Origin of the sequence: Marinobacter lacisalsi, from assembly GCF_042651045.1 — a bacterium.
Taxonomy (GTDB): domain Bacteria; phylum Pseudomonadota; class Gammaproteobacteria; order Pseudomonadales; family Oleiphilaceae; genus Marinobacter; species Marinobacter lacisalsi.
Genome location: NZ_JBHSDI010000013.1, coordinates 245,308 through 268,148 on the forward strand (window position 1 = coordinate 245,308; position 22,841 = coordinate 268,148).

24 protein-coding genes are annotated in these 22,841 nt (G+C 61.0%); 11 read left to right on the forward strand and 13 right to left on the reverse strand.

The annotated features are described in order from the left end of the window. Positions 1-7 precede the first annotated feature (7 nt). The 8 genes from ACFOZ5_RS11135 to ACFOZ5_RS11170 all read right to left on the reverse strand — a co-directional run bounded on the left by ACFOZ5_RS11135 (position 8) and on the right by ACFOZ5_RS11170 (position 8,147). On the reverse strand, positions 8-940 hold the full coding sequence (locus ACFOZ5_RS11135; protein ID WP_379887247.1) for a glucosaminidase domain-containing protein: 933 nt from the start codon (positions 938-940) through the stop codon (positions 8-10). A 74-nt stretch (positions 941-1,014) separates the two neighbouring features. After that, positions 1,015-1,581, reverse strand: a complete 567-nt coding sequence (locus tag ACFOZ5_RS11140) for a YfaZ family outer membrane protein (RefSeq protein WP_379887249.1) — start codon at positions 1,579-1,581, stop codon at positions 1,015-1,017. A 239-nt stretch (positions 1,582-1,820) separates the two neighbouring features. Beyond that, positions 1,821-2,015 carry a DNA gyrase inhibitor YacG gene (gene yacG, locus ACFOZ5_RS11145; protein WP_379887252.1) on the reverse strand — a complete coding sequence of 65 codons (195 nt, stop codon included), beginning with the start codon at positions 2,013-2,015 and terminating at the stop codon, positions 1,821-1,823. Further along, positions 2,015-4,396: a response regulator gene (locus ACFOZ5_RS11150; protein WP_379887254.1), complete on the reverse strand. Its 2,382-nt coding sequence runs from the start codon at positions 4,394-4,396 to the stop codon at positions 2,015-2,017. The genes yacG and ACFOZ5_RS11150 overlap by 1 nt, the downstream gene beginning before the upstream one ends. Positions 4,397-4,427: 31 nt before the next feature. Beyond that, a complete protein-coding gene (gene tsaA, locus ACFOZ5_RS11155; protein ID WP_379887256.1) occupies positions 4,428-5,171 on the reverse strand; it encodes a tRNA (N6-threonylcarbamoyladenosine(37)-N6)-methyltransferase TrmO in 744 nt (247 codons plus the stop codon). Positions 5,172-5,186: 15 nt separating this feature from the next. Further along, positions 5,187-6,257 carry a hypothetical protein gene (locus tag ACFOZ5_RS11160; protein WP_379887258.1) on the reverse strand — a complete coding sequence of 357 codons (1,071 nt, stop codon included), beginning with the start codon at positions 6,255-6,257 and terminating at the stop codon, positions 5,187-5,189. Between the two features lie 6 nt (positions 6,258-6,263). Next, on the reverse strand, positions 6,264-6,875 hold the full coding sequence (gene coaE, locus ACFOZ5_RS11165) for a dephospho-CoA kinase (RefSeq protein WP_379887260.1): 612 nt from the start codon (positions 6,873-6,875) through the stop codon (positions 6,264-6,266). A 120-nt stretch (positions 6,876-6,995) separates the two neighbouring features. After that, positions 6,996-8,147: an isocitrate/isopropylmalate dehydrogenase family protein gene (locus ACFOZ5_RS11170; protein WP_379887262.1), complete on the reverse strand. Its 1,152-nt coding sequence runs from the start codon at positions 8,145-8,147 to the stop codon at positions 6,996-6,998. A gap of 220 nt (positions 8,148-8,367) precedes the next feature. Here ACFOZ5_RS11170 and ACFOZ5_RS11175 point away from each other — a divergent pair, with 220 nt between their 5' ends. Further along, complete coding sequence (locus ACFOZ5_RS11175; RefSeq protein ID WP_379887264.1) at positions 8,368-9,138, forward strand: EAL domain-containing protein; 771 nt, start codon at positions 8,368-8,370, stop codon at positions 9,136-9,138. Positions 9,139-9,153: 15 nt separating this feature from the next. After that, positions 9,154-9,510, forward strand: coding sequence for a hypothetical protein (locus ACFOZ5_RS11180; protein ID WP_379887266.1), 357 nt, complete (start codon positions 9,154-9,156; stop codon positions 9,508-9,510). Positions 9,511-9,591: 81 nt separating this feature from the next. Here the strand turns inward: ACFOZ5_RS11180 and ACFOZ5_RS11185 are convergent, their stop codons facing one another. After that, complete coding sequence (locus ACFOZ5_RS11185) at positions 9,592-10,509, reverse strand: LysR family transcriptional regulator (RefSeq protein WP_379887268.1); 918 nt, start codon at positions 10,507-10,509, stop codon at positions 9,592-9,594. 128 nt (positions 10,510-10,637) lie between these two features. Between ACFOZ5_RS11185 and ACFOZ5_RS11190 the strand changes: the two genes are divergently transcribed. Genes ACFOZ5_RS11190 through ACFOZ5_RS11200 form a run of 3 tightly spaced genes read left to right on the forward strand, consistent with a single transcriptional unit; the run spans position 10,638 to position 12,957 of the window. After that, complete coding sequence (locus ACFOZ5_RS11190) at positions 10,638-11,450, forward strand: SDR family oxidoreductase (protein ID WP_379887270.1); 813 nt, start codon at positions 10,638-10,640, stop codon at positions 11,448-11,450. A gap of 3 nt (positions 11,451-11,453) precedes the next feature. Further along, positions 11,454-12,143: a histidine phosphatase family protein gene (locus ACFOZ5_RS11195; RefSeq protein WP_379887272.1), complete on the forward strand. Its 690-nt coding sequence runs from the start codon at positions 11,454-11,456 to the stop codon at positions 12,141-12,143. A 40-nt stretch (positions 12,144-12,183) separates the two neighbouring features. Continuing rightward, on the forward strand, positions 12,184-12,957 hold the full coding sequence (locus ACFOZ5_RS11200; RefSeq protein ID WP_379887274.1) for an SDR family oxidoreductase: 774 nt from the start codon (positions 12,184-12,186) through the stop codon (positions 12,955-12,957). A 68-nt stretch (positions 12,958-13,025) separates the two neighbouring features. On the opposite strand, the gene dacB is transcribed toward ACFOZ5_RS11200, so the two are convergent. After that, positions 13,026-14,552: a D-alanyl-D-alanine carboxypeptidase/D-alanyl-D-alanine endopeptidase gene (gene dacB, locus ACFOZ5_RS11205; RefSeq protein WP_379887276.1), complete on the reverse strand. Its 1,527-nt coding sequence runs from the start codon at positions 14,550-14,552 to the stop codon at positions 13,026-13,028. Between the two features lie 335 nt (positions 14,553-14,887). Here dacB and ACFOZ5_RS11210 point away from each other — a divergent pair, with 335 nt between their 5' ends. Next, on the forward strand, positions 14,888-15,301 hold the full coding sequence (locus ACFOZ5_RS11210) for a GFA family protein (protein ID WP_379887314.1): 414 nt from the start codon (positions 14,888-14,890) through the stop codon (positions 15,299-15,301). A gap of 10 nt (positions 15,302-15,311) precedes the next feature. Here the strand turns inward: ACFOZ5_RS11210 and ACFOZ5_RS11215 are convergent, their stop codons facing one another. Then, positions 15,312-16,430 (reverse strand): PQQ-dependent sugar dehydrogenase, encoded by a 1,119-nt coding sequence (locus ACFOZ5_RS11215; protein ID WP_379887278.1) that lies wholly within the window; start codon positions 16,428-16,430, stop codon positions 15,312-15,314. Positions 16,431-16,850: 420 nt separating this feature from the next. On the opposite strand from ACFOZ5_RS11215, the gene ACFOZ5_RS11220 reads away from it, so the two are divergent. Then, positions 16,851-17,066 (forward strand): dodecin, encoded by a 216-nt coding sequence (locus ACFOZ5_RS11220; protein ID WP_372958102.1) that lies wholly within the window; start codon positions 16,851-16,853, stop codon positions 17,064-17,066. A 29-nt stretch (positions 17,067-17,095) separates the two neighbouring features. Here ACFOZ5_RS11220 and ACFOZ5_RS11225 read toward each other — a convergent pair whose 3' ends face one another. Further along, positions 17,096-17,548, reverse strand: coding sequence for a YaiI/YqxD family protein (locus ACFOZ5_RS11225; RefSeq protein WP_379887280.1), 453 nt, complete (start codon positions 17,546-17,548; stop codon positions 17,096-17,098). Between the two features lie 160 nt (positions 17,549-17,708). Between ACFOZ5_RS11225 and ACFOZ5_RS11230 the strand changes: the two genes are divergently transcribed. Next, a complete protein-coding gene (locus ACFOZ5_RS11230) occupies positions 17,709-18,242 on the forward strand; it encodes a histidine phosphatase family protein (RefSeq protein ID WP_379887316.1) in 534 nt (177 codons plus the stop codon). Positions 18,243-18,316: 74 nt separating this feature from the next. On the opposite strand, the gene ACFOZ5_RS11235 is transcribed toward ACFOZ5_RS11230, so the two are convergent. Next, on the reverse strand, positions 18,317-19,129 hold the full coding sequence (locus ACFOZ5_RS11235) for a hypothetical protein (RefSeq protein WP_379887282.1): 813 nt from the start codon (positions 19,127-19,129) through the stop codon (positions 18,317-18,319). 475 nt (positions 19,130-19,604) lie between these two features. On the opposite strand from ACFOZ5_RS11235, the gene ACFOZ5_RS11240 reads away from it, so the two are divergent. From ACFOZ5_RS11240 to ACFOZ5_RS11250, 3 genes are read left to right on the forward strand one after another with little or no spacing between them, the layout of a single operon-like run. After that, positions 19,605-20,687 (forward strand): thiamine pyrophosphate-dependent dehydrogenase E1 component subunit alpha, encoded by a 1,083-nt coding sequence (locus tag ACFOZ5_RS11240; protein WP_379887284.1) that lies wholly within the window; start codon positions 19,605-19,607, stop codon positions 20,685-20,687. Then, positions 20,684-21,712: an alpha-ketoacid dehydrogenase subunit beta gene (locus ACFOZ5_RS11245; protein ID WP_379887285.1), complete on the forward strand. Its 1,029-nt coding sequence runs from the start codon at positions 20,684-20,686 to the stop codon at positions 21,710-21,712. The genes ACFOZ5_RS11240 and ACFOZ5_RS11245 overlap by 4 nt, the downstream gene beginning before the upstream one ends. Further along, entirely contained in the window at positions 21,709-22,827 is a 1,119-nt protein-coding gene (locus ACFOZ5_RS11250) for a dihydrolipoamide acetyltransferase family protein (RefSeq protein WP_379887287.1), read from the forward strand. Before ACFOZ5_RS11245 ends, ACFOZ5_RS11250 begins: the two co-directional genes overlap by 4 nt. Positions 22,828-22,841: the final 14 nt, after the last annotated feature.

Consider the following 22,841-nt stretch of genomic DNA (forward strand, 5'->3'; position numbering starts at 1 on the left):
GGAGCCCCTACTCCTCGACAGAGGCGGTATCCGGGGTGGGTTCGTAGTCAGGCCGCAGCCGTTCCTCTGGGGCAGTGGCCAGTTCAAGCAGACTCTGAACATTGTCCCGGCTGACTATGGTGTCCCGGTAGCGCTGGTCATACCATACCAGGTTGTTGTAGCGGATCATGCTGCGCAATTCCCGGACGTACTCCTGCCCTCTGGCGGAATAGTCCCTGAGCCCGGCCGCCAGTTCCGATCCGGTTGGGTACTGCCCGCGCTGGTGAGCCTTTTCCCGCAATACACGAAGTTCGTGATAGGCGGGGTGGCGATTCAGGTTCTGTATGTAGGCCCGCACCGAATGGTACGGGGAGCGGAAGCGGGCCACTTCGTAGCTGGCGCCTTCGGGCCGGCTCAGGGGTACCAGGCCGCAACCCCGGGAGAAGCACCACTGACCGAACAGGTTGTTGCCCTGGCGGGCGAACCGGGATGTGCCCCACGCCGATTCATTGGCCGCCTGGGCCAGGACCAGCGATGGCGGAATGGTGTCCAGTCGCCGGAGCAGGCGCTGGAACATCTCCTCGCTGCCGTTCTCCTCATCCACTCGCAGGCGCTCCGCCTGACCGGCCAGCCAGGTGATATCTTCGTCGCTCAGGGTATCTTTGGACCGGAGCCCAAGCAGGTGCTGCCGTTGCAGAAGAATCCGGCTGTTGGCCAGCAAGGTGCGGCTGTACAGGTAGGAGAAGAAGGCTGCTTTCTTCTCGGTGACGTCCGTGTAAAGCTTGAAGTTGGGCAGGGGCTCAAGTATCCACCTGGGGAGGTCCGGCAGGGAGGCCAGTTCCAGGTCCTCTTCCGCGTCCTGCCCACGAGGCTCCGGCGGCGGTGGTGTATGGAGTACGCCCAACAGTGCCGCCAGAGTAAAAGGCACAATCAGCAGAAGACTTTTTGAACCGGCAGACATTGAGTTCCTCGTAAATGACCGTTGCTGACGTCAGTCTAACAGTCACTACGAGGAAATTTCTGTTCAGGTTTGTATCAGAAGAAGATCTTCATGCCGACGAGGACGCCTTCGTCCAGGTTTACGTCGCTGTGGCTGTCGTCCAGGTCGGTGTTGACGTAACGATAACCCGCATAGACGTCCGCATTGCGGATAACCCGGTAGCTGACCCTGGCTTCCACATCAGTGACCGCATCGGAATCACCGAATGACAGGATGCTGGGGGCATAGTGGGCACTGCCGCTGACCGACAACCCTGGTACTGTCGGAATATTCACGGTGGCATAGCCGCCGATACCGACGCCACCGCCGTCGAAGTCGTCATCATCCCATAGCAGACCCCGGAAGCCGATGCCCGCCGTGGTCGGAAGATTGCCCAGCGCTGTCTGGCCCTGTGCATGGAACTCGCCATTGAGAAGGTGGCGGCTACCTTCGTGATAGGTATAGCCAGCGCCGATCTGCATGTCTGACTGGGCATCAAAGAAGTTGACCTGGCCCTTGACGGACTCGCTGGTCAGGCTGAAATCCGCATCGGCGGCCAGCGCCGGTGCCGCCGCGACAGACAGGGCGACGGGCAGGGCAATGGCATAAGTCCTAAACTGCATGATGAGGTACCTCAGGAAGTTGGTTGGTTCGTTCCGATCAGATCTTGTTGTGAACGTGTTGGCATATTACCGGTGGGGCGTGTGAGGCTCAACTTAAACTCCGTTCAGTCACCAGTAACCCCCTGTCACCATAACCTGGCTGGGCGTCGGGTGTTTTTCAGTGGAAGTCTGTGCGGAGGCAGGGCAATGCTCTGGCCGAAGGCTTGATGCCCTGGCCAGCGAAATAACCAAACGGGAAACTAGTCGATATTCTGCTGCTGCAGCGACTCGATCAAGTCGTCTTCGGATACGGGTTCCTGGGAGGGAATACGGTAGTCCTCGCTGGCCCAGGCGCCAAGGTCGATCAGGCGGCAGCGGTCAGAGCAGAATGGCCGATGGGGGTTGCTGTCGGTCCATTCCACCGGGGTCTTGCAGGTCGGGCAGTCTACGAACATCAGAATTCTCTTGCGGCTTCCGGTTGCATGTCAGAACAGTATTGTTCCAGAACGGCCCGCAGCATGTCGATGTTTACCGGCTTGGCGACGAACACGTCCATGCCTGCCTCGCGGCTGCGCTCCTCATCCTGTTCCATGGCGCTTGCGGTCAGGGCGATAACCGGGGTGTGGCGAAGTTCGCCGTCCTGCTCCTCGCGGCGGAGCTGACGGGTGGCTTCGTAACCGTCGAGTTCCGGCATGATGCAATCCATGAATATCAGGTCGAAATGGCCGTTGCGCCACTGTTCCAGGGCCTGCTGGCCGTCGTCGGCGGTACTTACCCGGCAGCCCAGCTTCTCCAGCAGACGTTGGGTCAGGGCCCGGTTTACCGGGTTGTCTTCGGCCAGCAGCACACTCATCGGGCCGCAGGGCAGGGGTTTTGGTGATGGCAGTGGTGCCATGGGGGCCTGCAGTGAAAACCGGGTCAGGAACGTCCGTTCGCCCCGGTCTGTGTCCCCGAACAACTGGTTGAGCATGGGGGCCAGGCGTGACTCCCGCAGTGCCTTGCTCAGGAAGGCGTCGGCCCCGGCTGACCGGAAATGCTCGCCGTCACCCCGTTGCGGGTTGGCGGACAGCACAAAGATCCGTGTTGCCTCCCAGGCAGGGTTTTCACGGATCTTGCGGCACAGCAGATCACTGTCCATATCCGGCACGAAACCGTCGAGGATCACGGCGTCGAAGGGGGTGCCCGTTTCTTCAGCGGTGGACAGTGCGGCCAGCACTTCGGCGCCGGAACGCACGGCTTCGATGTCCACTTCCAGGCGCGACAGCATCTCCAGTGTGATCTTTCGGGACAGGGCGTAGGAGTCGGCCACCAGGATGCGACGGCCACGGACATTGGCCAGATTGACCCTGGCTTTCGGTGCCCGTTGGCTGGCCTCCGGCAGGTTGACTTCCAGCCAGAAGGTGGAGCCCTCGCCGGGAGAACTTTCCACGTCCAGGTGACCTTCCATCAACTCAACCAGCTGGCGGCATATGGTGAGGCCGAGGCCGGCGCCGGGAAGCTGGCGGCGGGTGCGGACATCGAACTGGACGTAGGGCTCGAAGATCAGCGGCAGGTGGTCGGTGTCAATGCCTACGCCGGTGTCCTCCACCGACAGGCGCAGCTGGGCGTTGCCTTCCTTGCGGCCGAGCAGTTCAGCGCTGATCAGCACGTGACCGGAATCGGTGTAGCGAATGGCGTTGGAGGTGAGGTTCAGTAACACCTGACGGATGCGGATGGGGTCGCCCACCAACTGCCCGGGCAGGTTCTCGTCCACCCGTAATTCCAGGGCCAGGCCCTTGTCCCTCGCCCGGGGGCCCAGCATGCTCACCAGATCATTGAGGGTTTCCCGCAGGTCAAACTCGATGGCGTCCAGTTCAAGCTTGCCCGCCTCGATGCTGGAAATATCCAGCAGATCGTTGATGATGGCCGATAGCCCCTCCGCCGCGTGCATGAGTGTGTCCACATAGTCATGCTGTTCCTGATCCAGGCGGGTGTCCTGGAGCAGGCTGGCGTACCCGAGCACTGACTGCAACGGGATCCTCAGCTCATGGCTGAGGTTGGCCAGGAACAGGTTCTTGGCGTGATTGGCGCGGATCGCCTCGTCCCGTTCATCCATGGACTGCCGGCTGGACTGGCGCAGGTCCCGTGTTTCTTCCAGCAGCCGTTCCCGCATCTGGTTGAGGGCGTGTTCCATCTCGCTCAGTTCGTCCGGCCGGGAGGGTGGCTTCCGATTCAGTCGCAGGGGTTCGATGAGGGCGTTCAGGTTGAGCCGGGTGGTGTAGTCGGCCATTGCCTCCAGATGGCGGGACAACATGATGCGCACAATCAGCAGCAGGCCCAGGGTGCCCAGCATGACGATGATGGACTGGAACAGCAGCAGGACCAGGGCCCGGTCTCTCACCGCAGCCTGCACCTGATCCGCCGAGGAGGTCAGCACCAGGCGCCCCAGATTAGGGGTGGCCACCAGTTCCGAGCGGGTCATCCGCAGGGCGTGTTCATGGCTGATCACGTCGCCTTCCGGGTATTCGCCGATACTGAATTCACGACCATTGGCGGTTATGATCCTGGCGTGCTGGATAACCTCGAACGACAGCAGGTCGTCCAGCATGTTCTCCACCTCGCCGAAGTTCATAAGCCACAGCTGCTGGCTGAGGTTGCCTTCGATGATTTCTGCGGTTTTTTGCTGCAGGTTGCGGATTTCGGCCAGCCGTCGACCGGTTTCACCAGCCAGTTGCAGGCCGGTCGCAACCACCGCCACCATCAGGCTGAACAGCAACACGTAGACCAGCAGCCGCGCGGCCAGGGGCCGAACGCTGAGGTTACGGGTGAGGGCAGCAATCACTCGTGATGCAGACAAGGCACTTGGTTCCCTGTGATCCGGAATTCCGTCAGTCAGTGTAACAGACTGTCAATATAACAACACCGACCAAGTCAAACCTGAAACGGACATTCAAGTCATAAAGATGAGCGCCATAGATACGGTCTTCGTCTTGTCGGCCGCGTCGGAAAGAGGGCCTGGGATCGTAGCTGGCGACGTCTTCAATCAGTCCTTTCAGGTCAGGGTAGCGTTCCTCAGGGAGGGCGGCAAGCTGCGCTTCCGCTTCTGTCGAGAAGCGCACGGGCAGTCGTTCCGGAGCGTCTTCTCCGGCCCACCCGATGCGTGCATCGGGAACGGAATCGGCGAATGGCAGATAGGGCTTGATGTCCAGGATGGGCGTACCATCGATCAGGTCGTGGTCGCGTATGCGCAGTATCAGCTCATCGTCGCGCCGGACCAGCCCCTCGTTACTGACCACCGATAACCCCAGACTGTTGGGGCGAAAGGGCGAGCGGCTGGCGAAAACGCCCACCTTGCGGTTGCCACCGAGGCGGGGCGGGCGCACCACCGGTCGCCATTCAGCCCGCACAGCCTGATGGAACTGGAAGGTCAGCCACAGGTGACTGCAGCTTTCCAGGCCCCGAAAGGCATCTTCCCGGTTGAACGGCGGTGCGATGACCAGCTCGGCCCAGGCGTTGCGGGTCAGACCGGGCTGGCGCGGCACGGCAAACTTGTCCCGGAAGCAGGAACGGGTGGTCGCCACCGGGGTCAGGGTCAGTGCTTCCTCGGCGGGTCTGGATGGATGGCGGGACACTTATGCTCCTGTGGATCAATGGCGTACCACGTTGCCGGAGAAAAACATCTCGACACGCAGCAGCAGTGAGGCCTCTTCCCGAAAGTCGTTCTCCCGGTCAAATTGTACTGAGGGTATGATCTCGCCGTACAGCCAGTCCTGATAGAGGCGGTAACGCCAGGTGATATCCGCGAAGAAGCTTTCGTGCCGCCAGTCGGGATCGCTGTCGCCAAGCACGCCGAAGCGGGGGTTCAGCTCGGAACGGTTGTTCAGGCGTTTGTGAAAGTTGAAAATCTGGGCCAGGTCGAAACGACGGTCATCGTGTTTCCATACCGCTTCGGAGCTGGCCAGGAAGGTCCAGTCGTTGCCGATATCCTTGCCAAGCTCGAACCGGGTGGAAGCGCCCCAGCCATCCGTATGAAAATAGTAAACCCGCTGCCGGGCCGAGAGCTGCCAGTCGGAAAGGTTCCAGCGGCCGCGGATGCTCGTCCGCCAGAAGGCCTCGGGAGGAAAGCGCAGCCGCGCACCCACATCGTTGCTGAGATTGACGGCGTCGGAGATCCGGGTCAGGTAACTCAGGGCGCCTGTCGGGTTGGTGTCCGAGCGTTGGTCATCGGTGAGTTGTCGGTCCCGCCTGCGTTCGCCCAGGGGAATCAGGTCTTCGCTCTCGCTTTCGACCACCACCCGGAGTTTTTCTTCCGCGGTGGGCAGGTCCAGCTTGAAGCGGACTTCCGGGTCAAAATCCGCCAGATCACTGGTGGCGGATTCGGCGGCGAATCCGAGCCGGAGATAGCTGGCGTTGTCAGGCAGGGCCCGGGCGTTCCACGACAGGGTTCGATCGGCCCAGGCCCCGAGCGCCTGCACCCGACGCGACTGGGTGTGTTCCTGACGAATGACCCAGTTGGAAAATGCCATCCAGTAGGAGTCTTTCGGCTCCCGCCAGAATTCGTCGGGCGTGAAGGTGAAGAACTCCGGTGGCAGGTTCTCCGGTGACAGTGATTGCGTCAGGGGGGCTTCGGCTCTGGCGGAGGTGCTGATTCCAAGAACGAGCAGGATGACGCCTGCGACCTGCTGCCAGCTTGTCGGAAAGGAGAGCCTGCGATCCATCAACGTTCAGCTCCGGGTCAGGTCCAGTAGTTGCTGGTGCAGTCTCTCTACCTCAGCCTGGACCTGATCCAGTGGGCGATCATTGTGTATCACGAAGTCGGCGCGTTCCATCCGGTGTTTTCGGGGTATCTGCGCGGCAATGATCCGCTCCACCTGCTCCCGGTCATTGCTGTCACGGGCCATGGTGCGTTCGATCTGGGTTTCTTCGGGTACGTCAACCACGATGGCCTTGCGTATCAGCGTATGCTGATCCGTCTCCAGCAGCAGGGGAGAGACCAGCAATACGTAGGGCAGGTGGTAATCTTCGGGCTGCAGCTGTCTGGCCAGTTCGTCCCTGATGGTGGGGTGCAGCAGGCCTTCCAGCCATTCCCGCTCACTGTCGTCCCTGAACACGATCGTTCGCAGGGCGGCACGATCGAGGGCCCCGTCATCCTGCAGGATGGTGTCGCCGAAACGCCCGACAATCTCCGCCAGGGCCGGCGTGCCCGGTTCCACCACTTCCCGGGCGACGATATCCGCATCCACCCAGTGCACACCGAGATCACCAAACATCCTGGCCACGGTGGATTTTCCGCTGCCGATACCGCCAGTCAGTCCGATCACTACAGGGTTGTTCATCAATACCTCTTTATTCTGTGGTCAGCCACGCTCCTCCGGTCAGGGTGCTCAGGGCCGTGCCAGGGGAAGCCACGCGGATTTTGCCACGGACACGTCACCCCTTGCACGATTGTTCTTGAACTACTTCAACCGATTGAGCACCGAATCACCAATATTGCGGGTGTCGCGGCGGGTGCCGCCGTTCTGCGCCAGGTCGGCGGCAACAGCGGCATAAAGTTCGCGACCGGCCTCGGCCAGCAGCGGATCCTGGCGCCCAAGCCATTCCAGCATCCTGGCGGTGGTGAACAGCATGGCGGTGGGATCGGCGATGCCCTGGCCGGCGATGTCCGGTGCGCTGCCGTGGGTGGGTTCGAACATGGAAGGCATGTCGGGGTTATCCGGGTTCAGGTTGCAGGACGGCGCAACCCCCATGCCACCGGAAAGCACGGCAGCCAGATCCGTGAGTATATCTCCCTGCAGGTTGCTGGCGACCACCACATCGAAAGCCCACGGGGCCTGCACGAACTTCATACAGGCGGCGTCGATAAGTTCATGGTGGGTGGCAACATCGGGGTAATCCCGGGCAACCTGCTCGAACACTTCGGTATACATGTCACCCCAATATCGGAGTGCGTTGCGCTTGGTCACCACACACACCTGGCTTTCGCAGCGCTCGCCGGAGAGTGTCGGGAAGTCCCGTTTGTTGCCGTCACGGCGGCGGGCGTCGGCCCTCAGGCGGGCCTGCTCGAAGCCATAACGGATAATCCGCTCGGCGCCCCGGCGGGTGAACACTTCCATCTGCGTAGCCACTTCATGTTCGGTACCCTGACGCAGGCGACCGCCCTGGCCCACGTATTCGCCCTCGCTGTTTTCCCGGATGACCAGCATGTCGATATCCCGGGCCCGGTCATCGGCCAGGTACTGGCGCGCCCCCGGCAACAGGCGGGCGGGGCGTTCACAGACCCACTGGTCGAAGCCCTTGCGCATGTCCAGCAATGGTGCCAACGACACACTGTCAGGCAGCAGGTAACGCTCCGGATCGTCCATTGGGCCCGGGTCGCCCAGGGCCCCCAGCAGGATGGCATCGTACTGTGCAAGCTGTGACAGGGCGTCTTCCGGCATGACCTCCCCGTGCCGTTCGTGCCAGGCGTGGGATGGCCAGGGGAAGCGGGTCCATTCAATGGGTAGCTGGTGCTTCTCGCGGAGCAGTTCCAGGCAGTGAACCGCTTCCGTTACCACTTCCGGACCGATCCCGTCACCGGGCATGACAGCGATTCTCAGGGGCTGGGGCATAGTGAAACCACTCCTTGAATGAGAATTTACAGATGTTTGCAACCGCCCCCTGCCAATGCGGGCACCATGCTGACACCATGGGAAGCGGGAGATGATAGACAGTGTAGCCACACAGCTGGAATTCGTCAGTGTTTCAGTGCGTTTACGAAGGTGCACCCTGTGTCTATAGTGACAACCAGTGGGAAAGTCATACTCGATATTCTGAATCAAAGGAGCAGGTGTGCAACGGCCCGACGTTTTGTTCGATGAGACCCATTGCGGTCAGTGTGCCTGTGGTGAAGGTCTGGATTTCCAGTTCTCCTTCGCTTTCCAGCCTATCGTTGATGTTTCCGATAACACGGTCTATGCCTACGAGGCGCTGGTCAGGGGGCTGCAGGGGGAAAGCGCGTGGAGCATCCTGTCCCGGGTGAACGAGCAGAACCGTTATTCCTTTGATCAGATCTGCCGGGTAAAGGCCGTCAAACTGGCTGCAAAGCTGGGTATGGATGCCATGCTCAGCATCAATTTCATGCCCAACGCGGTTTACCAGGCAGAGTACTGCATCCGCACCACCCTGGCGGCAGCGCAGACCTATAACTTCGATACCCGCAAGATTATTTTCGAGCTGACCGAGGGTGAGGACCTGTCTTCAATTGATCATCTGGTATCCATCATCAAGGCTTACCAGGGTATGGGCTTCAGTACTGCCATTGATGATTTTGGCGCTGGCTTCTCCCGCTTTAACATCATGACGGCCAGTCCGCCGGACCTGCTCAAGATAGACATGGGTCTGATCCGCGATATCGACCGTAAACCCAACAAACAGGCGGTGGTCAACGGTATTATCACCATGATGACGGAGCTGGGTGGCCGCATTGTGGCGGAGGGCGTGGAGACCGTGGAAGAGTATGCCTGGCTGAAAGGCCGCGGCATCCGGCTTTTTCAGGGTTACCTGTTTGCCAGGCCCGGGTTCGAAACGCTGCCGGAGCCGCATTTTCCCGATATCGGATAAGGTGGAGAAGAGCCTGTGTTCTATCGTGTGGTGACGCTGGTTGGCGGCATACTCTTCGTCGGCGTGCTCTATGGCCTGATCTGGCTGCTCTGTCGCTGGTTTCTGCAACGCCAGGGGGTGACAGACCAACTCAGTGACCGGGTCACGGTGCTGACCACCTGGACGTTCAGCGGTGTCTGCCTGGGGCTGGTATTTGCCGTATTTGGCGCCTTCCTGCTGGGCCCCTGGGCCTTCTATCGGACGGTCAGAGCCCATGATGTCGGGGTGTCTGACGGGGCCGCCGTCTGGTGGGGGTTGGCTATTGTGTTGCTGGCCCTGGCGCTGACCGGAGCGGGCTTTGCCGGATTCCTGTGGTTGGTGGGCGCACTCTGATACTTCCCTCCGTAACGCCTGCCTGTTCACGTTACGCCATCTTACCGGCTGACCGGCACTATGTGCGGGGCGCTCCCGTCATCAGGGGGCGTATGCCTGGCGCTCAGCCGCTACAGCGTGGAACAGTTCCCTCAGCCACAACAACGCCGGTTCCTTCTCATAGGCCCGGTGCCAGTAGAGGTGGATGTCCACGTCGGGCAGGCCTTCCGGGGGATTCAGTATGCAGGTGTCGGAGCGCGCGGCAATCTGCCGGGCGTAGCCCTCCGGCATGGTGAGCAGAAGGTCCGACGTTTCCACCACCTGGCAGGCGGCATAGAAATGCTGGCAGCGTAGTCGGATCTGTCGCTGCAGCCCCAGCCGGGAAAGTTCGAAATCCTCGATGCCAGGTCCCTCGGTGCGGGAGGAGACCAGGATATGGCGTTCCTGCAGGTAGTTCTCCATGGTCAGCTCCTCCCCCGCCAGCCGGTGGCCCTTCCTGGCAAGGACCACCAGGCGATCCTTGCGGAGCTGCTCGTTGGCGGTCTGGTCGCTGATGGGTAGCAGCACGTCCACGGCGAAGTCCAGTTTGCCGGCAGCCAGCAGGCTCTCCATATCACGGCGCGCGATACGCTGGCTGTTGATCTCGATCTCCGGGTAGTCGTTCAGCCTTGTCACCAGTTGCGGCAGGAAGGTGGACTCCAGCACATCACGCAGGGCCAGGGCGAAGGTCTTACGGTTACTGGCGGGGTCAAAGGCATGGAACTGGTTGACCGCACTGTGGATCTGGTTGAGCCCCGGGCGCATGGATTCCACGAACCGGCGCGCCAGGGGCGTTGGCACCATGCGATTACCCTGGCGGGAAAACAGCGGGTCGTCGAAATGGTCCCGCAGGCGGGCAAGGGAATGGCTGACCGCCGGCTGGGTGAGATGGAGCGACCGTGCGGCCCGTGTCAGGCTGCCCTCCCGGTAGATGGTATCGAAGACGTGAAGAAGGTTAAGATCGAGCCGGTTGGAGGCCATGGATGGTTCTCTGTATCGCCTTTGGATAAATCCGGATTATGATGAATGATAAGAATAATTCAGTCGCGTAATACTTTACAGGCCCATAGACTGATCCGTTACGAAAAAAACAGGGTGGAGCCCGAACCATGACCCAGAGAGTCTTTATTACCGGAGGCGCAAGCGGCCTCGGTCGCGCGCTTGCGCTTCATTATGCCCGCGAGGGCGCAAAGGTATGCGTTGGCGACATCAACCCGGAAGCGGGCAAGGTGACTGAAGAGGAACTCACTGCGGCCGGCGGTGACGCCCTGTACCTGCCTTGTGATGTGCGCCGGGTGACGGACCTGGAGCAAGTGCGGTCTGAACTGGAGCAGCGCTGGGGCGGGGTGGACATCGTGGTGAACAACGCCGGTGTCGCCTCCGCGGGGTCCATTGAAGAGACCACCATGACCGACTGGGAGTGGATTCTCGACATCAACGTGCTCGGCGTTGTGCGTGGTTGCAAGGTGTTCACACCGCTGTTCAAACGTCAGGGCGCCGGTACGTTCGTGAATGTGGCGTCCATGGCCGGGCTGATGCTGGCGCCAATGATGGACAGTTACAACGTTTCCAAGGCCGGCGTGATCGCGCTTTCTGAAACCTTGAGCCTGGAACTGCGTGATGCGGGCATCAAGGTCTGCTGTGTCTGCCCCTCGTTCTTCCAGACCAACCTGGCCAGTGGCATGCGCTCGGACCTGCCGGGTATTCAGCAGAACATCAACGGTCTGATGAAGCGGTCCACGGTGACCGCCGAGGACGTGGCCGGGGACATTGCCCGTGCCGTGAAGCAGGGCGATTTCTGGGTGCTGCCCCATCAGCGTGAACGACGCCTCTGGCTGCTCAAGCGCCATGCGCCCCGGGCTTTTGACTACATAATGCACCGGGAAAGCCGGCGCTGGATGAAACGTCTGTCAGGAGGCTGACTTATGGCCAATATCTACCTGATCCGTCATGGCCAGGCCAGTTTTGGCGACGATAATTATGACCAGCTTTCGGATACCGGCTGGCAACAGGCCCGCGTGCTGGGCCGCTGGCTCTCAGGCCGTGTTGCTCCGGATGTGGTAATCGGCGGTGATATGCAGCGCCACCGGGAAACGGTGGAAGCCATAGCCAGCGGGTACCGGGCACCCTTTCCGGACATGCAGGTGGCGACTGGTTTCAACGAATTCGACCATGCCTCAGTGGTGCACAGGTTCCGGCCCGAGTGGGCGGATCGGGCGCAGATGCAAGCCGAACTGGAGGCCTCTGGCCATCCTGCAAAAACGTTCCAGAAGGCCTTTACCCAGGCGGTCCAGCGCTGGGTCAGCGGTGAATACGACAGTGAGTATCCGGAAACCTGGCTACAGTTCAAGGCCAGGGTGGTGCAGGCCCTGGATGATCTGGTCGACTGGGCTGGCGGCGGTGACGTGTTCGTGTCCACCTCCGGCGGGCCCATTGCGGTCATTGTGCAGCAATTGCTGGAAATCAGTGACCGCAAGGCCCTGGGCCTGAATGAGGTAATTGCCAACACCAGCGTTACCCGGGTGCTGTATTCCGGACCCCGCCGCAGCCTGGCGGTATTCAACAACTACAGTCACCTGGAAGCGGAAGATCCGGAACTGGTGACCTTCCGCTGACAGGGCATTCTCCATCGGATAACGGATACAGGAGCGCATAATGAGCAAAAAGAACCTGTTTGATCTCAACGGCAAGGTGGCATTGGTGACCGGTGCCAGCCGGGGTATTGGCGAGAGCGTGGCCCGCCTGCTGGCAGACAATGGTGCCCACGTCATCGTCAGCAGCCGCAAGATCGACGGTTGCGAGGCCGTGGCCAGCAGCATTCGTGACAATGGCGGCAGCGCTGAAGCCGTGGCCTGTCATATCGGCGAAATGTCGCAGATTGAGGCCATCTGGCAGCACATCCGTGACCAGCATGGGAAACTGGACATCCTGGTGAACAATGCCGCCACCAATCCCTACTTCGGCAAGATTGAGGATACTGACCTCGGCGCATTCCAGAAGACGGTCGATGTGAACATTCGCGGTTACTTCTTCATGTGCGCCGAGGCTGCCAAATTGATGAAAGAGAAGGGCACCAAGGGCGCTGTCGTCAACGTGGCGTCCGTCAATGGCGTGACACCGGGCATGATGCAGGGCATTTACTCCATCACCAAGTCTGCGGTCATTGCGATGACCCGTTCCTATGCCCGTGAGCTGGGCCCGGATAACATCCGCGTCAACGCGTTGCTGCCGGGGCTGACCGATACCAAGTTCGCCAGCGCCCTGACATCCAACGACAGCATCCGTGACCGTGCCCTTGAGCATATCCCCATGCATCGCATGGCGGCCCCGGATGAAATGGCCGGCACCGTGTTGTACCTGGTATCAGATGCTTCCAGCTACACGACCGGCACCTGCGTGAATGTGGATGGCGGTTACCTGACCGTATAAGCCAATCGCATGAACGCAAAAAGCCCCGGCATGGCCGGGGCTTTTTTGTGGGTCACACGCCAATCGCGTTACTGGGTGTCGGCCCGTGACAGGGCGGTGCCTGTGGGCGGGTTGGAGTGCAATGAATACAGCACCTTGTCGAGGACGGATTGACCTTTCCAGGCCGGGGAGTGATTGATGATACCCACCACCGCCCAGGTGGTGTTGTTGTCGTCCCGGGTGAAGCCGGCCACCGAGCGTACATCCTGCAATGAGCCGGTCTTGATGCGGCCCATGCCTTCCATGTCGAGGTCACGCAGCCGGCGGGCCATAGTGCCGTCCATGGCCGTCAGCGGCATGGATGTCATCAGGTCGGAGCCGTAGGGGCTGGACCAGGCGTTGGTGAGAATGGACGACAGTTGACGAGCGGTCATGCGGGCATGGCGAGACAGCCCGCTGCCGTTGTCGATGACCATGCCCTTGGTGTCGATGCCCTTGCCTTCCAGCCAGTCATAGATGGCGCGAATACCGGACACCCGGTCGTCGTTGTCGGCCGCGTGCCGGTTCTCGGCACCAATGGTAATCAGTAACTGCCGGGCCATGACGTTACTGCTCCACTTGTTGATATCGCGGATCATGGTGACCAGGTCTGGCGACGTGGTACTGGTGACCAGCCGGCTTCCGGACGGGGTCACGCCCTGGCGCCAGCCGCCGGTAATGGTGCCTCCCAGTTCCTGCCACAGGGACTGGATGATCTCGCCACTGTACTGGTCATGGGGCAGCAGTGACATGTAGGTGGTGGTGCGGCAGCCCGCGGGCAACTCCCCCTCCACAGTCAGTGTGACATTGCCGCGATTGTCGAAGACCGGCTCCCAGCTGAACTGCCGGCGACCCGGGCAGGGGCCTTCCTCGGTGGCGGTGATGCGGTTGTCGATGTTGACGGAAGGCAGTGCCGGTGTCGCCCAGGCCTGGGTCCCGCGCTCGTCGGCGCGCACCTGGAGGTGTACCAGGTTCATGTTCAGCAGTATCGGGGAGGGCTCCACCAGGAACGGCCGGTGCGGGTTGTTGCCGTTGTCGTGGAAACGTGGCAAGCCATCCGGCAGCGCAAAGACCCGGCCATCCAGCACGATATCACCGTCAATCCGGCTCACTCCCATGGCCCGGATTTCGCGCATCACCACCCACAGGCGTTCGATGGTCAGCTTGGGGTCGCCGCCAAAGTGGACGTAAAGGTTACCCTTCAGGGTATCGCCTTCGAAGTCACCGTCGGTGTAGAAACGGGTCGTCCAGCGGTAGTTCGGCCCGAGAATCTCCAGGGCCGCGTAGGTTGTGAGCAGCTTCATGATGCTGCCCGGGCTCATTATGGTGTCGGCATTGATGAACTGCTCGATACCGGGCCCGTCCAGGGGAACAGCGGCGACACTGAGACCGTTCGCATCGTCGAAGGAGTCCTGGGCAAACCCCCGGACCTGGTTGCCCCACACCCGGGGTTCCCCCTGAATGCCTTCGGCGGCGGCCGTAACCGGCATGGCAAGTAGTGCGGTGGTCATCAGTCCGGCACTCAGGGAGCGGACAAGGACGGTCATGTTGGTTTTGAACGATCGAAGTTGCCGCATTCCACAAGGTTCCGTTCTATTGGTTTTGCTGCGTCGCCGGCGTATTGTCATCGGGAGCCCCGGGCCGGTTCCGGGACACGTTCGAGCCTCCCTGAAATCCAGGGGAGGATCGTGGATCCTGCGATGGATTAACGATAGCTCATTTTCCTCTCCAGCACTATGTTCCGAGGCTATACATAACGTTAAAAAATGGCAGCAGAGTGGCGAAAATAAAGAAATTTTGTGACGGCTGGTAACGGAATGTATGGGCAGAGGCTGCCGCGGTGACCGCAGATTGCTAGAATACCCCCGGGAAAGTTTACCAATGTGTATGAAAAATCATGAGGTTGGGTTCAATGCTGACGGGGCGCTGTTTGTGTGGCGAAGTAACATTTGAATACAACGGCCCGCTCGGCCCGCTGACCCTGTGCCATTGCAGTCAATGCCGGCGGGCTCATGGCAGCGCGTTTTCCGCCAGTGCTCCGGTGCAGAAGATGCATTTCCGCTTTACCGGCGGCGAGGACTGCATCCGTGAATACGAGTCACGCCCCGGCAAGTACCGTGCGTTCTGCAGCAACTGCGGCAGCCAGCTCTACAGCCGGCTGGATGCTATCCCCGGTATCATGAGGCTCAGGGTGGGGGTCATCAATGAGCCGCTGGGCAAGGGGCCCGACTCTCACGTATTCACCGGCTCCAAATCTGACTGGTTCACCATCACCGACGACGTGCCCCAGTTCGAGAAGACGGAAAGGACCAACGATCCCCACTGACCCTGGCCCGTCATTTTGCCGGTGTGATCCGCACTACCTGGCCGTCGGCACTATCGGTCAGTAACCACAGGTGACCGTCCGGCCCCATGCTGACCGCCCGAATGCGCTCGCCCAGACTGGTGAGCAGGTCTTCCTCACCGATGATGTCCCGGCCATCCAGTTCCAGGCGCACGAGTTTCTGCATCTTGAGGGCGCCCACGAACAGATCCCCCTGCCACTGGGGGAAATCGTCCCCGGTATAGAACGCCATGCCCGATGGGGCAATGGACGGATCCCAGTAGTGCAACGGCTGGGCCATGTCCTCCTTGTGGGTCCGGTCGGTGATGGGGGTTCCGCTGTAGTTGATGCCGTAGGTGATGACAGGCCAGCCGTAGTTGGTCCCCGCTTCTATGACGTTCACCTCGTCACCGCCCCTCGGGCCGTGTTCATGGCTCCATACCTCGCCGGTGTCGGGGTGCAGGGTCATGCCCTGGATATTCCGGTTACCCAGGGTGAACAGCGTGCGGGAACCGCCCTGATCGTGGAAGGGGTTGGCTTCCGGTGCCTCACCGTCAATGGTAATGCGGTGCACCCCGCCGGCGTCATCGCCAATATCCTGTGCCCTGTCGCGCTCACCCCGGTCGCCCACGGCTACGTAAAGATAGCCGTCAGCCGGTATTGCCATGCGGCCGGCAAAGTGCCGGGTAGTCCCGGAGCGGGGCCGGGCCTCGAAGATAACGCGAAGATCCTGCAGGGCCCCGTCCTGGTATTCCGCCCTGGCAACCCGGGTGGTCATGCCTTGTGCGTTACGATGGGCATAGCTGAGGAACAACAGCCGGTTATTGTCGAAATCCGGGTGCAATAAGATATCCAGCAGGCCGCCCTGTCCCCTGGCAGCCACGTCCGGTACACCGCTGACCGGCTCGTCCAGCAATTGCCCGTCCCGGATCACCCGGAGCCGCCCGGCGCGCTCTGTTACCAGTTTGTCACCGTTGGGCAGAAAGGCGATAGCCCAGGGATGTTCCAGGCCAGAGGCGACCGTTTCCAGCCGGAAATCCGCCTGGTCGGAGGTGTAGGTGTCGGCAGACGCCAGGGCCGTGGGCATGATGCCAAGCACCAGGGTGGCGGAGATTATCCGAAGTCGTCGCATGGTTGTTTCCTCCGTAATCGGTTCCGGCGGATCCGGCGAGCTTTCAATTGCAAATAATAATCAATGCTATTAATCTGGTGTCAGTCAATGGCACAGTGACATCTGTACAGGATCGTCCAGATGGTGATACGGAGGCAACCATGTTCGAGCAGGAACTGAAAGAGGGACTCAAGATTGCCGTTGTGGCGGGTTTGTTTATTCTGACATTGACCTTGCTGATGGGCGTGGCGGGCACGGGAGGCTGAGCCCCGGCAGATTCCGGCACGCTGGTGAACCAGTGCGGTTACGTCGACGTAATCGGGGGTGATCATTGAAGACAGGCTCACCAGGCCTAAGGTTTCTGGTGTGCCATACTGGGAAAGTCACCCAGTGACGAGGTTATCCAACGTTCAACGAGGAAACCGACAGGAGATAATCCCTATGTCAGATCATCACGTTTACAAGAAGACCGAGGTGGTAGGCTCCTCAAGAACCAGCATTGAAGAGGCCATCGACAATGCACTGGCCGAGTGTGCCAAGAGCATTCGCAATATGGAGTGGTTCGAGGTGACGGAAACCCGCGGCCATATCGAAAATGGCAAGGTGGGCCACTACCAGGTCAGTCTCGTGGTTGGCTTTCGTATTGAGAACAGTTAGTTGTTCAAGATCCCCCCGATGTTTCGCGGTCAGCGTCGGTGATGCTTCTGTAGCCACCGGTCCAGCTGATCGGCGAACTCCTTGCGGTCCTGTTGGCTGAAGGCTGACGGGCCGCCTGTCATTTCCCCCGCACTGCGCATTTCCTCCATGAAATTCCTCATGGCCAGCCGCTGGCGAATATTGTCCCGGGTGAATGCCTGCCCCCGGGGATTGAAGACATCCGCTCCCTGTTCAATGGCCTCCGCCGCCAGCGGTATATCCTGGGTAATGACCAGATCACCCTTGGAAAGCTGAGCCATGATCTCATTATCTGCCACGTCAAAACCCTGGGGCACCTGCCGGGCCTTGATCCAGGGGCTGGGCGGCAGCTTGATGACATGGTTGGCGATAAAGGTGGTCTCGATCTGCCAGCGGGTGGCGGCACGGCACAGAATCTCCCGGATGGGGACGGGGCAGGCGTCGGCGTCGACCCATATTGGCATGGTGTTGGCCTCGATACAGAGGATGGCGGGAATTGACCCGGTGGATAGCGGTAATGGTACCCGGTAATCCGTTCACAGCCCACCGTGGTAAAACTGTTAAGGCAATCTGTCGGGGAGAGCAGACATGAGCACACGAAAGTGGCTGGTAACGGCATTTGCGATGGCACTCGCTTTGGCCCTGGAACCGGCCGTTGCGGATGACACGGAGGCCTGGCGGGCGTTGCGGGAAGGGCAGGCCGTACTGATACTGCGCCATGCCCTTGCCCCCGGCACCGGCGACCCGGCCAGCTTTGATCTGGGCGACTGCTCCACGCAGCGTGACCTGAATGCTCAGGGCCGCAAACAGGCCCGCGCCTGGAATGGCCTGCTGGCACAACAGGGTATCGATGCCGCCCGTGTCTACTCCAGCCAGTGGTGTCGTTGCCGCCATACCGCTGAAGAAATGGACATTGGGCCAGTGACTGAATGGCCCCCACTCAATTCATTCTACGGGGGGCAGGGCGATGGCGAGCGGCAGACCCGCGAGACCATTGCCGGGGTGAACGCACTGGACGAGGGGCTGCCGGTGGTCCTGGTTACCCATCAGGTCAATATCACACGCCTGACCGGGGTCTATCCCGCCTCCAACGAAGGCGTGATCCTGTCGCTGCCGCTCTCGGAGAGACCCACGGTGTTAGCCCGGGTGAGCCCCTGAACGACCGCGAATGAGGCACAAAAAAGCCCGGACGAACCGGGCTTTCAGTCAGGGCCGTTAATGCTGACGGACTGTCACAGCGTTTGCAGGAAGCCGTTGATGGCCTCCCGTTGATTGCTGGCGTCTTCCTCGGTCTGGAAGACCACGGTCTGGTCGTCCCGGCTGAGGTTCAGGGAGTCCGCAAAACCGCACTCCACTTCGGAGACTTCCTTAACCCGTTCCTTGAAGCCGTCGTTGCTGAGGCAGAGGTATTCCATTTCCGCCGCCACCTGGCCGCAGTAGCCGGCGATATTCAGATTGTTGAGCTGGTCATTGTTCAAGGCTTCCCAGTTCACGCTGGTGGAGACCGGGCTGTCACACACCTTGCTGGCTGACTCGTCAATGGCCTCGAGAGCACTTTGTTGACGCTGAACGGCCTTGGCCCGGTCGAAGCGGGCGAGTCTGGCCTGTATGCCCTCGTTCATCTGTTGCTCGTATTCGGCCACCAGCCCGTCAAGGCTGATCCCGGCGCTGCCCTCTTCGTCGGCCTTGATGGCGTGAGGCTCCTGCTGGCCAGGAACGTAGGCGGTGTAATCCGTGGGCGACCAATAGGATTGGGCATAAACCACCAGCGAGCGTTGCTTGCCATCCACCTCGGCGCGGTAGGCCCGGCCATCGTTATCGCGCTGCTCCACATCGGCCAGCATGACGACGCCATTCATGGGGTGGTCAAGGCCGGTCAGCTTGACCAGTGCCTGTTTTTCATCGGCGGTGGGGGCAACCACGGCCTCCAGGCCGTTGTCTCCGACCAGTACCAGCGGGCTATCTCCCAGCTCCAACGCGTGGGTCGACAGTGACAAAAGCGCAAGGGCTATGGAAGAAACGAAAATGGATACGATCCGGGTCATGGATGTTAGTCCTTGTGTCCTGTTGAGTCAGTGCCTCGTCTGGGTAATTCGCTGGCCTCAGCGTCTCGCCCCTCGGGAGCCACTGAGGGCCTTGATAGCCGCGTTGCGCTGCCTCGATTTGGAACCACCAAACCTTCGTCACCGCGCCTTGCTCTCAAGGCCCTCAGTGGCTCAGTAGGTCAGCGAATTACCCAGACGAGGCACCAGAGTGGCAGGTAGCTTCCTACTGCCCGCCGATTTTGGTGCCATTCCCTGCCTTACACAAGACGTTAGAACATAACGTCTCATTTGCTATCTCGTAGCGAGAACTGTGTCTCGTTTTTGTTGATCAATCTTTCGTCATCGACTAGAAACTATGGATGTACAGCTAATTCTGTACCCCACGAGTGCCGGTGTGATCCACCGGCCACCAACCCAACAGTCAGCGTAACCCGCCGGCCACAAGCCGGACCCGTTACGGTGTGAGGAGACGGGGATGAAACAACGTCACGACTTTACCGTGGTAAGTGCCCGCTATCTGGATGAAGCGGGGCAGCCACTGGATACCCTGCCTGAATTCGCGTCAGACAAAGCGCGCCTACTCGACGCCTATCGCAACATGGTGCTCGCCCGCACCCTGGACCAGAAGATTATTGCCCTGCAACGAACCGGCAAGTGCGGCACCTACCCTTCGGTACTGGGTCATGAGGTGATTGGCTCCGCCGTGGGGCAGGGCATGGATCACCACGATGTATTTGTACCCTATTACCGGGATCAGGCCGCCCAGCTCATCCGCGGCGTCACCATTGTTGATCTGCTGCTCTACTGGGGCGGGGACGAGCGGGGCAGTTCGGGCTGGGAGCGGTGTCCGCAGGATCTGCCAGTGGCCGTGCCCATCGCGACACAGTGCTGCCATGCCGTGGGCATTGCGGCAGCCATGCGCATCCGTGACGAGAAACGGGCGGTGGTGGTTACCCTGGGTGAGGGAGCGTCCTCGAAAGGCGACTTCCTCGAGAGCCTTAACCTGGCCGGAGCCTGGCACCTGCCGGTGGTGTTTGTCGTGGCCAACAACCAATGGGCCATATCCACACCCAGAAACCTGCAAACCGGCAGTGAGACCATCGCACAGAAGGCCATCAGCGGCGGCCTGCCCGGGCATATTGTCGATGGTAACGATTACTTCGCCGTGAGTGAGGCCGTCGACAACGCCCTGGAGCGGGCCCACGGTGGCAAGGGCGCCTCGCTCATTGAAGCGGTTACCTACCGCCTGGGAGACCACACCACGGCTGATGACGCCACACGTTATCGCAGCGCCGGGGAACTCAAGGCCGCCTGGGAAATGGATGGCGTCAAACGCTTCCAGAGTTACCTGCACAAGGCCGGTCTGTGGGACGCGAAACAGGAGAAACACCTGCAGTCCCACTGCAGGGATATGGTGGACAAGGCGGTCAGGGTGTACCTGGAAACGTCCCCGGAACCACCGACCGCCATGGTCGACTATCTTTTTGAAACCCTGCCGTCAGCCCTGGCCGGCCAGCGGGAAAGGCTGGCCCGGATCGGGCAGGGAGGTGCGTCATGAATGCCTCAGTGGAGAAAGCCATCAATCATGAAGACGGCACCGAAGTCAGCCGTGACGTGACCCTGGTGGAAGCCGTCAACATGGCCCTGGCCCGGGAAATGGCCAATGATGACAACGTGGTAGTCCTGGGCGAGGACATCGCCACCAACGGTGGTGTCTTCCGGGCCACGGTCGGGTTGAAGGAGCGCTTCGGCTACAAGCGCGTGATGGACACGCCCCTGGCGGAGGCCCTGATCGCCGGTGCTGCCGTGGGCATGGCGACCCAGGGGCTGAAACCGGTGGCGGAGTTTCAGTTCATGGGTTTCATCTACGCAGGTCTGGAGCAGATCATCAGCCACGCCGCCCGCATGCGTAATCGCACCCGTGGCCGGCTGCATTGCCCCATTGTCTACCGGGCGCCCTTTGGTGGCGGCATCCACGCCCCGGAACATCACAGCGAAAGCACCGAGGCCCTGTTCGCCCATATCCCCGGCCTGAGGGTAGTGATTCCCAGCTCCCCGCAACGGGCCTATGGCCTGCTGCTGGCGGCGATCCGCAATCCGGACCCGGTCATCTTCCTGGAGCCCAAGCGCATCTACCGCGCCGTCACCCAGACCGTGAAGGACAACGGTGATGCCCTGCCGCTGGATACCTGCTTTACCCTGCGGGAAGGCGACGACGTCACCCTGATCAGCTGGGGGGCCTCCATCATGGAAACCCTGCAGGCCGCCGACCGGTTGGCGGAGCAGGGTGTATCGGCTGAAGTCATCGATGTGGCGACCATCAGCCCCCTGGACCGGGAGACACTGCTGTGCTCCGTGGCCAAGACCGGCCGCGCCGTGATCGTACATGAGGCCTGCCGCAATGGCGGTTTCGGCGCGGAAGTGGCCGCCAGCATCGCCGAGGGCGCCTTCCTGGATCTGCAGGCCCCGGTTGTCAGGGTTACCGGCTATGACACCGTCATGCCCTACTACCGGAACGAGGCCCACTACCTGCCAAAGACCGAGGATATCGTCCAGGCTGTCGAGGAGGTGATCTCGCTATGAGGTATTTCAAGCTGCCCGACCTGGGCGAAGGCCTGCCAGAGGCGGAAATCGTGGAATGGCACGTCAAGGTGGGGGACGCCGTTGAGGTGGACCAGACCCTGGTCAGTGTGGAAACCGCCAAGGCCATTGTGGAAGTGCCGTCGCCGGAGGCCGGGGTGATTGCCAAGCTGTTCGGAGAGGCCGGCGATATTATCCACACCGGCGAACCCCTGCTGGCCTTTGAAGGGGAGGGCGATGACAGCGGCACCGTGGTAGGGGAACTCAAGGGCTCCGACAAGGGTGAGCAAGGGGCCCGGGAAGACCCGTTCATCATCGGCGCCGCCGCCTCCAGCAAACGGGCAAGGGTCAACCGGGCCACGCCGGGGGTGCGAGCGCTGGCGGAACGCCTGGGCGTCAGCCTGGAAGCCATCAAGGGCAGCGGCCCCGGCGGGCTGATCACCAACGACGACGTCCACCGCCAGGCCAGCCACCAGAAACAGCTTGGCGAAGCGGAAAGCCTGCGGGGCCCCCGGCGCACCATGGCCAAGAATATGGCCCTTTCCCATGCCCAGGTCGTGCCCGTCTCCATTTTTGAAGATGCCGATATCCACGACTGGAAGGAAGGCACCGACATCACCATGCGCCTGGTGCAGGCCATCGCCCACGCCTGCGAGGCCAGCCCGGCCCTGAACTGCTGGTTCGACGGCGACAACCTCAGCCGGCGCCTGCTGGACGAAGTCCATGTAGGCATCGCCGTGGACACCCCGGAAGGTCTGTTCGTACCGGTACTGAGGGACGTCAACCACCGCACCCAGAAGGACTTGCGCAAAGGCCTGGAAAACCTCCGCGAAGCCGTTGCCACCCGCAAGATCCCCCCCAGGGAAATGCAGGGCGCCACCATCAACCTGTCCAACTTCGGCACCATGACCGGCCAGTACGCCAACCCCATTGTCAGCCCGCCCCAGGTGGCCATCGTGGGGGCCGGCAAACTGCGGGAAAAAGTGGTGCCCCATAAGGGCAAGCCCGCTGTACGACGGATCATGCCGCTGTCGGTGACGTTTGACCATCGGGCAGCCACCGGCGGAGAGGCGGCGCGGTTTATGGCGGCGCTGGTGGATAGCCTGGAGGCAGGCTAGATCGTGTTAGTCGG